At 59.2% G+C, this 12,422-nt stretch carries 12 protein-coding genes; 6 read left to right on the top strand and 6 right to left on the bottom strand.

Translation table 11 applies throughout. The features are described from left to right. Nucleotides 1-515 precede the first annotated feature (515 nt). The 6 genes from dsrP to FDQ92_RS08535 are packed head-to-tail and all read right to left on the bottom strand — an operon-like array spanning nucleotide 516 to nucleotide 6,042. Entirely contained in the window at nucleotides 516-1,673 is a 1,158-nt protein-coding gene (gene dsrP / locus FDQ92_RS08560) for a sulfate reduction electron transfer complex DsrMKJOP subunit DsrP (protein ID WP_137424180.1), read from the bottom strand. A gap of 9 nt (nucleotides 1,674-1,682) precedes the next feature. Then, a complete protein-coding gene (dsrO, locus tag FDQ92_RS08555; RefSeq protein WP_137424178.1) occupies nucleotides 1,683-2,468 on the bottom strand; it encodes a sulfate reduction electron transfer complex DsrMKJOP subunit DsrO in 786 nt (261 codons plus the stop codon). Between the two features lies 1 nt (nucleotide 2,469). Further along, nucleotides 2,470-2,847 (bottom strand): sulfate reduction electron transfer complex DsrMKJOP subunit DsrJ, encoded by a 378-nt coding sequence (dsrJ, locus tag FDQ92_RS08550; RefSeq protein WP_137424176.1) that lies wholly within the window; start codon nucleotides 2,845-2,847, stop codon nucleotides 2,470-2,472. Then, the gene (gene dsrK / locus FDQ92_RS08545; protein WP_137424174.1) at nucleotides 2,840-4,468 is read right to left on the bottom strand and encodes a sulfate reduction electron transfer complex DsrMKJOP subunit DsrK; all 1,629 of its coding nucleotides are present in this window, start codon (nucleotides 4,466-4,468) and stop codon (nucleotides 2,840-2,842) included. Before dsrK ends, dsrJ begins: the two co-directional genes overlap by 8 nt. 2 nt (nucleotides 4,469-4,470) lie before the next feature. Further along, on the bottom strand, nucleotides 4,471-5,478 hold the full coding sequence (gene dsrM / locus FDQ92_RS08540; RefSeq protein ID WP_137424172.1) for a sulfate reduction electron transfer complex DsrMKJOP subunit DsrM: 1,008 nt from the start codon (nucleotides 5,476-5,478) through the stop codon (nucleotides 4,471-4,473). Nucleotides 5,479-5,508: 30 nt separating this feature from the next. After that, nucleotides 5,509-6,042, bottom strand: a complete 534-nt coding sequence (locus FDQ92_RS08535) for an RsbRD N-terminal domain-containing protein (protein ID WP_137424170.1) — start codon at nucleotides 6,040-6,042, stop codon at nucleotides 5,509-5,511. A gap of 416 nt (nucleotides 6,043-6,458) precedes the next feature. On the opposite strand from FDQ92_RS08535, the gene FDQ92_RS08530 reads away from it, so the two are divergent. The 6 genes from FDQ92_RS08530 to FDQ92_RS08505 all read left to right on the top strand — a co-directional run bounded on the left by FDQ92_RS08530 (nucleotide 6,459) and on the right by FDQ92_RS08505 (nucleotide 12,405). Then, nucleotides 6,459-7,256 (top strand): TetR/AcrR family transcriptional regulator, encoded by a 798-nt coding sequence (locus tag FDQ92_RS08530; RefSeq protein ID WP_246041638.1) that lies wholly within the window; start codon nucleotides 6,459-6,461, stop codon nucleotides 7,254-7,256. Between the two features lie 48 nt (nucleotides 7,257-7,304). Next, nucleotides 7,305-8,459 carry an aminofutalosine synthase MqnE gene (gene mqnE, locus FDQ92_RS08525; RefSeq protein ID WP_137424168.1) on the top strand — a complete coding sequence of 385 codons (1,155 nt, stop codon included), beginning with the start codon at nucleotides 7,305-7,307 and terminating at the stop codon, nucleotides 8,457-8,459. A 3-nt stretch (nucleotides 8,460-8,462) separates the two neighbouring features. Further along, nucleotides 8,463-9,518 carry a cyclic dehypoxanthinyl futalosine synthase gene (mqnC, locus tag FDQ92_RS08520; protein ID WP_137424167.1) on the top strand — a complete coding sequence of 352 codons (1,056 nt, stop codon included), beginning with the start codon at nucleotides 8,463-8,465 and terminating at the stop codon, nucleotides 9,516-9,518. 11 nt (nucleotides 9,519-9,529) lie between these two features. Further along, nucleotides 9,530-10,816, top strand: a complete 1,287-nt coding sequence (locus tag FDQ92_RS08515; RefSeq protein WP_170180259.1) for an amidohydrolase family protein — start codon at nucleotides 9,530-9,532, stop codon at nucleotides 10,814-10,816. Beyond that, nucleotides 10,789-11,628: a menaquinone biosynthetic enzyme MqnA/MqnD family protein gene (locus tag FDQ92_RS08510; RefSeq protein WP_137425775.1), complete on the top strand. Its 840-nt coding sequence runs from the start codon at nucleotides 10,789-10,791 to the stop codon at nucleotides 11,626-11,628. The genes FDQ92_RS08515 and FDQ92_RS08510 overlap by 28 nt, the downstream gene beginning before the upstream one ends. Nucleotides 11,629-11,820: 192 nt before the next feature. Beyond that, nucleotides 11,821-12,405, top strand: coding sequence for a UbiX family flavin prenyltransferase (locus FDQ92_RS08505; RefSeq protein ID WP_137424165.1), 585 nt, complete (start codon nucleotides 11,821-11,823; stop codon nucleotides 12,403-12,405). Nucleotides 12,406-12,422: the final 17 nt, after the last annotated feature.

Here is a 12,422-nt window from a genome sequence, read left to right as displayed (position 1 = left end):
ATCGAAATTGAACAATCTTCGAAAGCCTTCTACCTGACGGGGGGGTGTTTCGTCATTCCAGCGAAACCTGCCCCGGACCCCGATCCGGAAGCTGCAATCCATTACCATGCTGCAAAAATCAGTCACGCCAATGTTATATGAAAATAACCAATTACTAAAGCGATTCCGGTATGTTGAGCACGCCAACTGTCATAAACTTTTGGTAGCGTTTTAAAGTGGAGACCTTAAGGAAAAAGGATAACGAAGGTCAAAAACTCCCCCTCTCCCCCCTCCCCTTAATCCCCTCCCACAAGGGGAGGGGAAATAGAATTTGGCATCAAATATTAAGCCTATTATTTTTTACGCTACCAAACTTTGTATATTCCTGGTCCAACCCACAATTCACAATATTTTCATGCTTCGTTGTGACCCCACGGGGTCATATTGAGAAAAATAATATCCAACAACTCCTCTACACGTTCGTTTCAAAAGATGTGCCCACCTCGGTCGGTGACGGTTACCGCCTCAGTGTGGCTTCAGCCCAGTTTTTCTTCTTTGACCCCGATGGCCGTCTTGTAAAGGACGGTGAGGATCAGGAAGCCCGTGGCCCAGACGCCCAAGGTGATGAGCAGTTCGGGAACGGTGGGCACGTACTCGGTCACCGTTTCAAAGGGGTTGGGGATGAAGCCTGTGACCACGAGACCCATGCCCTTTTCGATCCAAAGCGAGAAGAAGACGGCGATGCAGGCCACGGTGAGCTTTTTCTCGTTTCTTCGGGTGTTGGGGTTGATAAGGAGGGTGAGGGCCACCACGGCCAGGATGGCGGACAGCCACATGAAGGGCACCAGAACGCCGTGGCCTTCAAGTCCGATGAACTGGTATTCGAAACCGTGCATGTGTCCCGGGATTTGGCTGTAAAATGCCGTGAAGAGCTCCAACAGCACAAAGAAGACGCTCACGCACATCGCATAGGTGACGATCTGGGAGAGCTTGTCCAAGGCGGGTTGTCCGGCATCGAACTTGGTGCGCTTTTTCAGAATGAGCATCAGCAGGATGAGGAGCGCCGGGCCGGAGGCGAAGGCTGATGCGAGAAAGCGGGCGGCCATGATGGCGGTGAGCCAGAAATGCCGCCCGGGAAGGCCGGCATAGAGAAAGGCCGTAACGGTGTGGATGCTGACGGCCCAAGGGATGGAAATGTAAATGAGCGGTTTCACCCACGCGGGCGGCGCCACTTCCTTGCGTTCCGCGGCCAGTACGGTCCAACCGATCACGATGTTCAAAAACAGGTAGCCGTTAAGAACGATCATGTCCCAAAAGAGGATGGAATTGGGGGTGGGATGGATCAGTACGTTGAGGAGCCGCATGGGACGGCCCAGGTCCACCACGATGAACAGCAGGCACATGGAAACGGCCGCCACCGCCAGGAATTCCCCCAGAATGGTGATGCGGCCGAAATCCTTCACATGGTGCAGGTAATAGGGCAGCACCAGCATCACCGCCGAGGCCGCCACACCGACCAGGAAGGTGAACTGGGCGATGTAGAACCCCCAGGAGACGTCCCGGCTCATGCCCGTAATTTTCAAACCCTGAGAGACCTGAAGGAGGAAGCAACCTGCTCCGACCCCGATGAGGATGAGAAGGAACAGGATCCAGCTCCAATACCTCTGACTGCCTCTGAGTGCCTTTTCAAGCATAGTGAACCCTCACACGATGTAGTAGATGTTGGGACCGGTACCCAGGTTGACCTTTCTGCGGATGGTGTAGTGTGTGTCCAGAATCTTTCGGATCTCAGAGTCAGGATCTTCCACGTCCCCGAAAACCAGCGCCTTGGCCTTGCAGGCTTCCACGCACGCCGGAATCTGGCCCACGTCGAGACGTTCGGCGCAGAAGTTGCACTTCTCGACCACGCCCTTGGTTCGCGTGGGAAACTCCATGTTCTGCTCGGCGAGATAAGGCCGGGGGTCTCCCCAGTTGAAGCTACGCGCGCCGAAGGGACAGCCGGCCATGCAGTAACGGCAACCGATGCAGCGATGGAAGTCCATCATCACGATCCCGTCCTGCTCGCGCTTGAACGTGGCCTGTGTCGGGCAAACCCGGACGCAGGGCGGGTTGCTGCAATGGTTGCACAGCAGCAGGAACCGGCTCTCCCGTATCTTTTCCGGTACGTATTCGTGCGCCTGATCCGGAAAGACGTGTTCATACTTGTCGGTCCAGATCCACTTGATTTCGCGCTTGGGATCGGCGATATCCGGAACGTTGTGCACTTTGTGGCAGGCCGCGATGCAGTCGGTACAGTGGCGCTTCTGCTGTTCCTCCCAACATTTATTCATGTCGATCACCATGCCCCACTGGCGCGCCTGCAGAGCGTTTGGGTCGGGCTTGAACTTCGGGCCGTCGTTCTGGGCCACGGCTTGCAGGACGGGCAGCGCGCTCAGGCCCAAAACGGAGATGCCGCCTATCTTCAAAAAGCTTCTTCTGCTTTCTTCCATCTCACATATTCTCCTTGGGCTCAATGTGGCAATCCCAGCAATATGGGGTCACGCCGGCGTAGTTGTGGCACTGGTCGCAGAACTTCACCTTACTGGAATGACAGGACATGCAATTGTTCTGCAGGCTCATTATGTGCTCGCGGCCGTTGAACCCCACCCAGCGTCGGTTGCCGTCGCGGACAACCAAGTCCCGCCATTCGTTGAGGAGTTGCATGTGCGATGTCTTCATGACTTCCCTGGGGTCCACGCATGCGGTTTCCGTCTTGGGCAATTCCGGGTTGGGAGGCGGAACCGCCTGCCCCATGTTGGACCACAAGGGAAAGGTAAACACGGCCAGAAACAGGATTATGCCGGGAATGATCTTTCCTGCATCATACATCTTCTTCCTCCTCCTCTTCCTCTTCCATCCCCGGAAGCGGCTCATAACGGAGGTCCGTGGTCCGCTTCTTTTCGCCCTTCATGATGAGAGCGTTGGCCACCAGTTCGTGAATGCCGGTGACGTCGACTCCCGGCACCCAGTAGTCCATGAGAGGCGGGAACACGGCGCGGTCGATGGCGCAGATGTTGGCAAGCATGTTGACGCCGAACTTATCATGGACATACTTGACGGCATTCGCCCGGGGCAGCCCGCCGCGCATGCGCATTTCCATGTATTCGTCGGTGTTCAGTCCCGTACCTGCACCGCAGCAGAAGGTCCGTTCCCGGATGGTGTTTTCCGGCATTTCGTAGAAGTGGTTGCACACGTTTCGCAAAATGTAGCGCGGTTCTTCCAGGATGCCCATAGCGCGCGCCGGGTTGCAGGAATCGTGGAATGTCACGATCTTGTTGTCATTGCGGCTGGGGTCCAGGTTCAGCTTGCCGTGCCGGATCAGGTCCGCCGTGAATTCCACGATGTGGGTCATCTTGGTGGACCGCGCGTTTTCAAAAACGGTTCCGGTGATGGGCGACTTGGGCACTTCCAGAAAATCAGCCGGTCCGTTCATGGTATCCATGTACTGGTTGATCACGCGCCACATGTGGCCGCATTCACCGCCCAGGATCCACTTGACTCCCAGGCGCTTGGCTTCCGCGTACATCTTTGCGTTCAGCCGCTTCATCATTTCATGGGAGGTGAACAGCCCGAAGTTGCCGCCTTCCGACGCATAGGTGCTCCACGTGTAGTCCAGGCCGATTTCGTGGAAGAGCATCATGTAGCCCATGAGGGTATAGGTGCCCGGGTCTGCGAAGACGTCACCCGAAGGCGTGATGAAGAGGATTTCGGCGCCTTTGCGGTTAAACGTTGGTTCCACCCGCACGCCGGTCACTTCCTCGATTTCATCAACGAAAAATTCGATCATGTCACGAAAGGCGTGAGGCTGGATACCCAGGTGGTTGCCCGTCCTGTAGCAGTTGGCCACCGCGCCGGCGATCCAGTCGATCTGACAGCCGATTTCGTTCAGGAGTTCGCGGCCAATGATGGTGATTTCGGCCGTGTCGATGCCGTAGGGACAGAAAACCGAGCAACGCCGACATTCCGTGCACTGGAAATAGTAGTAGAACCATTCCTTGATGACGTCTTCGGTGAGTTCGCGTGCGCCGGCATACTTTTTGAGCATTTTTCCGAACGTGGAGAAATCGTTTCGGTACACGGAACGCATCAGTTCGGCTCGAAGCACCGGCATGTTCTTGGGATCGCCCGATCCGATGAAGTAATGGCACTTGTCGGCGCAGGCCCCGCACCGCACGCAGATGTCCATGAAGAGCTTGAAGGATCGAAACCGGTTCAGGCGGAGCTTCATGCCGTCCAGTACGGTCTGCTTCCAGTTCTCCGGGAGCTTCCAGTCTTCGTCCGCGGGGTTCCAGTCCCTGGGATTGGGCATGTCCACCGGTTCGATGTTCTGCGGTTTCGCCCCATAGCAGTAGGTGCCCGGCCGAAATTCCACCGGGGTTTCGGTCCATGGGCTTTCGGGCGGCCGATGTTCTATCTGAGCGAGTTCGTCGGGTTTGGGGACTTTGGCCATGATCACTCCTTTTTCTCGACTGGCAAACCAGCTTCAATCATCTTTTCCCTGAATTCTTCCTCATACTCTTCGTATGTATGAACCTTGACAGGATAATTCCATGGATTGATGTGACGCTGGATGCGGCTGTTGTTGGGCAGATTCCGCGTTGGGCTCAGGAACACGCCGGCCATGTGCACCAGCTTGCTGAAGGGAAAATAGGCGAAAAGCACGCTCACCAAAAACAAGTGAAGATAAAAGATGCTTCCGATCCCCTCGGGAACTGTGGGATGGAACGTGGCCAGTCCCAGCGTGAGTTCCTTGGCGGCCACCACGTCCACCTTGATGAAATACCGCATGAGAATTCCCGTGAGGCCGATACCGAAAATGAGAAAGAGCGGGAAATAGTCGGCGGGCAGGCTGATGTAGCTCAGCTGGGGGACGGTCACGCGGCGCAGGAAAAGGTAGGTCAGAGCCGCAAGCAACACAACGCCGGAAAGGAAAAGCCGCGGGACGCCGACTTCGAGGAAACCGTCCACGTTTTCAATCAGATGAATGAACCCGGGGATGGGCTCGGTGAAAAAACGCAGATGCCGGATGAACACTACAAGAAACGCGTAATGAAATACGATGGCTCCCAGCCACAGCCACTTGGCCGAGGCGTAATCGATTTTGGGTCCCCGGCGGAACTCCAGCCTGGTGTTCCGAAACAGCGATCGGAAAAGCAACACCTCCAGGACCATGCGCATCACCGCCTGGCCCTTGGTCACGGGGTTTTCAAGGGCATCGTGTTTGATCCAGGGAAGCGACTTCTGCTGCCCGCAGGTGGTGGGGATGCGAAACGGTACGGGGGAACGCGCCCAATAGACGACCCGGTAGACCACCCCTATGAAAAAGACGGCGGCGGCCGCATAAGGCACCACCACCCCAAAGAAATACTGCAGATCCGCCACCCCCGCCCCCAGCAGAGCAACCAGCACCAGCACGCCCACGGCTACCAATGAAAAAACAATGGCGTTCAATGGGTTCATGAGTAACACCCTCGCTTCGTTGATTGGAGTTTATGAATCCTCTTGGGGTTCCTTTTCCTTCAAATAGGTTTCCCATATAAAATCGGCCCTTTGCAGAAGCCTGGCCGTCCTGTTCTTGATTTCATCCACCCGCAGTTGGTAGAGCTTTTCCCGGCATTCCATGTAGATGTTGAAGGAAATCAAGGCCAGCTCATCGATCTTCCCTTCCATCCGCTGAAAGGCTTCCGGAAACACGTCGATGCTCTCGCTCAATGCCTCCCGGATCACCTCTTTCAACAGAAAGATGAAAACGAGAGCCTCGGACGGCTTGAATTCCTGCACCGCCCGCACGCGGATCACCTGGTCCAGGAAGGGACTGACCTTGGCCGCGTCGATCTCTTCGAAGAGGGCATCGTAGATCCCTTCGATGCCCTCCAGGATGGAATTGCCTACGGGATTGGCGAAAGGATCTTTTTCCTTCTTCAGGAATCGCGCGGTTTCCGGCGAATAAGTGTCCGCAATGGCCTGAAACCACTTCTTTAGGATTTTCGAACGGTTGGCGCTGAGCTGGTCTTCGAATGCCATAGATGTCGACCGCTTGCTTTCCGGCTGGGGTCCACTGGGCTCACCGCCGTGAACGCGGCTTTCAGAGGATCGGTCCCGTCACGGCGAACGGCTCCGGGCGATTAGGGCGCAGCCCGGAGATCTTGTGAACAAAATCACCATAGGCGGGCTCCATCGGGCTGTCAAGCCGAAGCGGCAGGAAGAGCCACCGGCTCCGATCCGCGGTGGTGCCCGGGCCTTTCGGGGTGCAACAGCCCCCGCAGGGTCGAAATAAACGCGCCGATTATAGAAACGAAGCCGCTTTCCGGTCAAGACTTTTCCGCTCGTTACATCCACGCCGGCGCCGAAGCGACACGGCAGCATCCGGCCTGCCGCTCCAGCGGGCGGATAAATTCGTGAAACATTCCTCACATTCGAGGGCCAACGGAACAATCCCGTTGACGGCGGCAGCCCGACGGCTCTATGATGACCAGGTGGTCATTTTGACGCTTTCTGTTAGGCGAAAGGGTTGGATCATGCCCGTAAGCGACAGGTTCATCAAGCTGGAACCCGGTAAGCAGCAAAAGATCCTCGATGCAGCCGTGGATGAATTCGCTCGTCACGGCTTCCGTCAGGCGAGTGTCAACCGGATCGTCCAGGCCGTCGGCATCGCCAAGGGCTCCCTTTTTCAGTATTTCGGGAGCAAGGAAGGCCTGTTCCAGTTTGTCTTCCGCCACGCCGTGGAACTGGTCCGCGGGCGGCTTCGCTGCGTGAAGGAAGAAACCCGTGACGCAGACTTTTTTGAACGCATCCGCCAGAGCATCCTGGCCGGCGTCCGGTTCATCGATGAGCACCCCCACGTTTATCAGATCTACCTGAAGATGATTTTCCAGGAAGGGTTTCCTTGGCGAGCCGAATTTCTGCAGCAGGTGCGGCTCTTTTCGGCGGAATACCTGAGGCCTCACCTGGAACGCGGCATCCGGGACGGGGAACTTCGCGACGATTTGGATGTGGACCTGGCTCTTTTTTTTCTCGACGCGTCGATGGACCGTTTCCTCCAAGCGTATGCCGTCTCCTTCCTGGATGCCGGCGTGGGGCTGTATCGGGCCGACCCGGAACAGGTCATGCGGTTCATAGATGAATTCATGCTGCTGCTGCGGCACGGACTGGGAAAGGGAACCGGAGTGATGGTTTCCACGCCCCGTAGACCGGGGGTAGGGAAAACGCCTGCCGCGGAGTCGGCCGACAGGACGTGAACGGGCCGCTCCCGGGTCGATCTGTAAACGATGGCTGAAGGAGACATCATGCTGGACCGGCATTTCTACGGAGCCATGGGGCTCGAAGGCGTCTATGACAAGGTGATTTCGGGCCGGCGGCTCGATCTCGAAGACGGAAAGAGGCTGTTCGATTGCCCTAATCCGCTGGCGGTGGGGGCTTTGGCCCACGAGGTTCGCAGCCGCCTTCACGGCGAGCTGGCCTATTACGTGTTGAACCAGCACATCAATTATTCCAACATCTGCGTGAACCTCTGCCGGTTCTGTGCCTTCGGCCGGAACGCAGGCGATCCCCTGGCTTTCGAACTGAGTCTGGACGCCATCCTCGCCAAGGTGCGCGATCGCCTGGACGAGCCCATCACGGAAGTTCACATTGTCGGCGGGTGCCACCCGGATCTGCGGCTCGATTATTTCGAACGGATGCTCCGGGAGATTCGAAAGCTGCGTCCCCAGGTCCATATCAAGGCGTTCACGGCGGTGGAAATTGCTCATTTTGCAGACAAGGAAGGTCTTTCCACCCGGGAAGTCCTGGCTCGGCTGAAGGATGCCGGCCTGGAAATGCTCCCCGGAGGCGGCGCGGAAGTCTTCAGCGGTCGGATCCGCGAGCTGCTCTGTCCCAGGAAACTGAGCGGCGACGGATGGCTCCGCGTCATGCGCGAGGCGCATGAACTGGGCATCCAGAGCAACGCCACCATGCTTTTCGGACATCGGGAAACGGTCGAAGAACGCCTGGAACATCTGGACGCGCTCCGGCGGCTTCAAGATGAAACCGGCGGGTTCATCTGCTTCATTCCGCTTCCCTTTCAGCCGCACAACACGGGCATCGCCGGTGCCCAGCCTACCACCGGCGTGGACGAACTGAAGACCATCGCGGTAAGCCGGCTCATGCTGGACAATATCCCCCACATCAAGGCCTACTGGGTCATGCTCACGGTGAAAATCGCCCAGGTGGCCCTTTATTTCGGAGCTGACGACCTGGACGGAACCGTGATTGAGGAGCGCATCGGCCACATGGCGGGAGCGGAATCGGACCAGGCGCTGACCCGCGCCGAGCTGGAACGGTTGATCCGGGAAGCGGGCTTTCGGCCGGTGGAACGCGACTCTTTCTTCCAACCCGTTTCGAAGGCGGGGATGCCGGAGGGGCTTAAGGCTCTCTCCGGAGCCTCGCGCGTGGGGAGATGCTGAACCATGCCGCATCGGCGAGTCCTGGAAAAGGCCGAAACCGGCGCGCGACTCAGCTTCGACGAGGCCTTGGAGCTGTACCTGAAAGCCGACTGGCACCGGCTGGGGTATGCGGCGCACCTGGCACGGCTCCGAAAGCATCCTGAGCCGGTGGTGACTTACGTGGTGGACCGAAACATCAACTATTCCAATGTATGCAGCTGCGGGTGCCGGTTCTGCGCCTTTTATCGTCCGGTAGGTCACCCCGAAGCCTACGTAATCACGCGGGACCAGCTGGCTGAAAAAATCGAGGAAACCCTGGCGCTGGGCGGCACCCAGATCCTGATGCAGGGCGGCCATCACCCGGAGCTGCCTCTGAGCTTTTACGAGGAGATGCTGTCCTTCATCAAAGCGCGTTATCCGATTCACGTGCATGCGTTTTCGCCGCCGGAAATCCATTATTTCAGCCGTTTGGAAGGGATCGACGTGAAGGCGGTCATTTCCAGACTCCGTGCGGCCGGGCTGGATTCCATTCCGGGAGGCGGCGCGGAAATCCTGGTGGACGCAGTGAGGCGGAGGGTTTCGCCCAACAAGTGCACCGCCGGGGAATGGCTCGAGGTGATGGAAGAAGCGCATCGGCAGGGGCTTCGGACCACGGCCACCATGATGTTCGGGCATGAGGAAGGGATCGAGGACCGAGTGACGCATCTGTTTGCGCTGCGGGAGTTGCAGGACCGGACGGGAGGATTCACGGCCTTCATCCCGTGGACCTTCCAGCCGAAAAACACCGCCATCTCGGTGGAACCCGAAACGGCGGTCTCTTATCTGCGGCTTCTCGCCTTGAGCCGCCTCGTCCTCGACAATTTCGACAACATACAGGCATCCTGGGTCACCATGGGGCCGAAAGTGGCCCAGTTGGCACTTTTTTTCGGCGCCAACGACTTCGGATCCACCATGATTGAAGAAAACGTCGTGGCGGCGACCGGAGTGCATTTTCGGCTCTCCCGCGAGGAAATCCACCGTATCGTCCGGGCCGCAGGATTCGAGCCCAGGCAGCGCACCATGGCATACCAATGGTTATGAAGGACGATGAGGTGCGTAGACCGGCGCCGGCGGTGCTCCACCGCGCCCGCTGGCTGCTCACCGGGCGCGGTTTTCCCGTGGAGGACGGAGCGGTCCTGGTGGAAGGGGAAACCATCCGGGCGGCGGGGACCTTCAAGGATGTTCGAGCCTTCCTTCCCGCCCGCGGAGGCGTGCGTGATCATGGGGATGCCGCGTTGGTCGCTGGGCTGGTGAACGCCCACACCCACCTGGACTGGAGTGTTCTTCGGGGAGACCTGGTGTTCCCTCTGGAAGGTTTTCGCGCCTGGCTGGAAGAGATCCTTGCGGTTCGCGGGACGTTTTCCCCGGAAGAACACCGGCGGGCGGCCGAAGCGAGCGTTGCTGAAATGCACGGGACCGGTACCGCCGTTTTCGCCGACATGACCAACGACCCTGCTTTGAGTTGGAGGTGCGGCAGGCGGGGTTGCGGTGTTCCGCATCGGCGGCTTTTCGTCGAGGTGCTGGGATTCGACCGATGGCGCCTGGAAGATGTGCCGGTCCTTGACGCTTTGGGCATTGGCGATGAGGAGGGTCCGGGGATGGAGCCGATTTCCCTGGCGGCGCATTCTCCCTACGCAGTTTCCCCGGAACTGATCGTTTCGGCCAAGGCTTGGTGCCGCAGGCTCGGTCGTCCCTTTTCGATCCATGTGGCCGAGCATCCTGAGGAAGTCGAATTCGTCCGAGACGGTACAGGGTTCTGCCGCGAGGTGCTCCAGCGCCTGGGCCGGTGGGTGGAAACGTGGCGGCCGCCCGGAGCGACGCCCGTGGCCTACCTGGATCAACTGGGGGTTCTGGACGAGCGGACGCTCCTCGTGCACGCGGTTCACGTCACTGCGGAAGATACGGAAAGGATCCGGCGACGCGGTGCGGCGGTGTGTTTCTGTCCCCGGAGCAACCACCACATGGGGGTGGGGCGTCCCAACATCGCCCGATTCATCGAAGCCGGAGTCCCGACGGCGCTCGGTACCGACAGTCTGGCAAGCAACACGGATTTGAATCTTTTCCGCGAAGCCGCTTTCGTGTTGGATCACTGGCCGGAAATGGATCCCGCCGTCGTGCTGCAAATGGCGACGGTCGGTGGAGCCGGTGTGCTGGGTGTCCAGGCATCGAGGGGAAGCCTGGAATCCGGGAAACGGGCCGAATTTACGGCGATCCCTCTCCCACCGGCGATCTCGCCCCGGGAAGTTGTGGAAGCGGTCATTCGCGAAGGACAGGAAGGACGATGCCAATGGATTGTGGGTTCAGCAGAAGGATGCGGCTCGGAAGGATCGGCTTCCTGAACGTCTTGCCGATCTACTATCCGCTGGAAGCCGGGTTCGTCCGGCATGCCTTCGATCTGGTGAGCGGGCCGCCGGCCGCGCTGAACCGGCTGATGGCGGAAGGGTCCCTGGATCTCAGCGTGGTTTCGTCGGTGGAAGTTGCGAGGCACCCTGAGCGTTACCTGGTGCTGCCGGACCTTTCCATCAGCTGCCGCGGACCCGTCCAAAGCGTACTCCTGTTGAGCCGGCGGCCCGTCGAGGCGCTCGAGGGCGCGGCCGTCCACGTGACCAATCAGTCCGGTACATCGATCCGTCTCTTGAAGGTGTTGTTCCGGCGCTTGCTGGGATTCCGGGAGGTGCATCTGAAGACCGTGGCTTTGTCGCAGGCGCTTCAAAACGGCGAGCGCCCCGAAGCGTTCCTTGCCATCGGCGACGAGGCTTTGATGTGGGCGCATCGGACCGACTACCCGCATACCTGGGATCTGGGATCGGTGTGGACCCAATGGACGGGACGGCCTTTCGTGTTCGCGCTCTGGGTGGCGCAGCGGCGCCTTTTCGAACATACCCCTACGGTGCTGGAGGAGGCGGCGGCCTGCCTGCGGCGGGCCAAGGCCTGGGGATTGGACCATCTGGAGCTGGTCTGCCAGGCGGCGAAAAACCAGGAAATTCTCGATTTCGACGAACTTCGGTCCTATTACGGGCATCTGCACTATGACTTCGGGCCGGATGAACGGGAGGGCTTGCGTCACTTCTTCGAACACCTGGCGGAGCTCGGAGAGATTCCGGCGGTTCCCGAAATCGAACTCAGCCGGCCGCTCTGCCGGGAAGCTTGAGAGCGCGGATGCGGGAAGTTGGCGCTGAGATCGAACCAGGAGGGAGGGATCCCATGAGCGGCAAGTCCTTTTTCAGCATGATACCCCGGAGCGATTTCTGCGCGTCGTGGTCGGCCTGGTCCACGACGGGTTGACGGTGGATCAGGCGTTGGCGGGGTTTTCAGAGATCGAGGATCCGGCGGGGCGCGAGGCATGAATCCGCAGGACACGCGAGCTCTCATTGTCGGAATCACCGGGGCCAGCGGGGCTCCCTACGCCCGTCGGCTGCTGCATGTGCTGGCCGCGGAAGACGTGCCGCTTCACGTGGTGGCGTCGGCTGCAGCCAGACAGGTTTACAGCCTGGAAATCGGCCGCCCGCTCGAAGAGGACCTTCCCGACCAGGCGGTGCTTCACGACGAGCGGGATCTGGCGGCTCCCGTCGCCAGCGGATCCTTTCCCGCCAGGGGCATGGTGATCGTTCCCTGCACCATGGGAACGCTTGCAGCGGTGGCCCACGGCATTTCGGGAAACCTGCTCCACCGTGCCGCCGATGTGTGCCTCAAGGAACGACGGCGCCTGGTGGTGGTGCCGAGGGAAACCCCCCTCCACAGGATCCATCTCGAGAACATGCTGGCTGTGACGGATGCGGGGGGCATCGTGCTCCCCGCCATGCCCGGTTTTTACCACCGGCCGCACACCGTGGACGAACTGGTGGATTTCGTGGTCGCCCGCGTCCTGGACCAGTTCGGCATTGCCCAGAACCTCATTCCGCCCTGGACCGGGGACTTCTCCTCATGAATGGGTAATCGGCCTCA

The sequence above is a fragment of the Desulfoglaeba alkanexedens ALDC genome (genome assembly GCF_005377625.1).
Lineage (GTDB): Bacteria > Desulfobacterota > Syntrophobacteria > Syntrophobacterales > DSM-9756 > Desulfoglaeba > Desulfoglaeba alkanexedens.
This window is presented reverse-complemented; position numbering and strand designations above follow the sequence as displayed.

Bases quoted from the DNA above. Each gene is read 5' to 3' on its own strand.
- mqnE (WP_137424168.1), top strand. From the start codon at position 7,305: ATGCTGGACCGGCATTTCTACGGAGCCATGGGGCTCGAAGGCGTCTAT.
- FDQ92_RS08505 (WP_137424165.1), top strand. From the start codon at position 11,821: ATGAATCCGCAGGACACGCGAGCTCTCATTGTCGGAATCACCGGGGCC.
- dsrO (WP_137424178.1), bottom strand. From the start codon at position 2,468: ATGGAAGAAAGCAGAAGAAGCTTTTTGAAGATAGGCGGCATCTCCGTT.
- FDQ92_RS08535 (WP_137424170.1), bottom strand. From the start codon at position 6,042: ATGGCATTCGAAGACCAGCTCAGCGCCAACCGTTCGAAAATCCTAAAG.
- FDQ92_RS08510 (WP_137425775.1), top strand. From the start codon at position 10,789: ATGCGGCTCGGAAGGATCGGCTTCCTGAACGTCTTGCCGATCTACTAT.
- dsrJ (WP_137424176.1), bottom strand. From the start codon at position 2,847: ATGTATGATGCAGGAAAGATCATTCCCGGCATAATCCTGTTTCTGGCC.
- dsrP (WP_137424180.1), bottom strand. From the start codon at position 1,673: ATGCTTGAAAAGGCACTCAGAGGCAGTCAGAGGTATTGGAGCTGGATC.
- dsrK (WP_137424174.1), bottom strand. From the start codon at position 4,468: ATGGCCAAAGTCCCCAAACCCGACGAACTCGCTCAGATAGAACATCGG.
- dsrM (WP_137424172.1), bottom strand. From the start codon at position 5,478: ATGAACCCATTGAACGCCATTGTTTTTTCATTGGTAGCCGTGGGCGTG.
- mqnC (WP_137424167.1), top strand. From the start codon at position 8,463: ATGCCGCATCGGCGAGTCCTGGAAAAGGCCGAAACCGGCGCGCGACTC.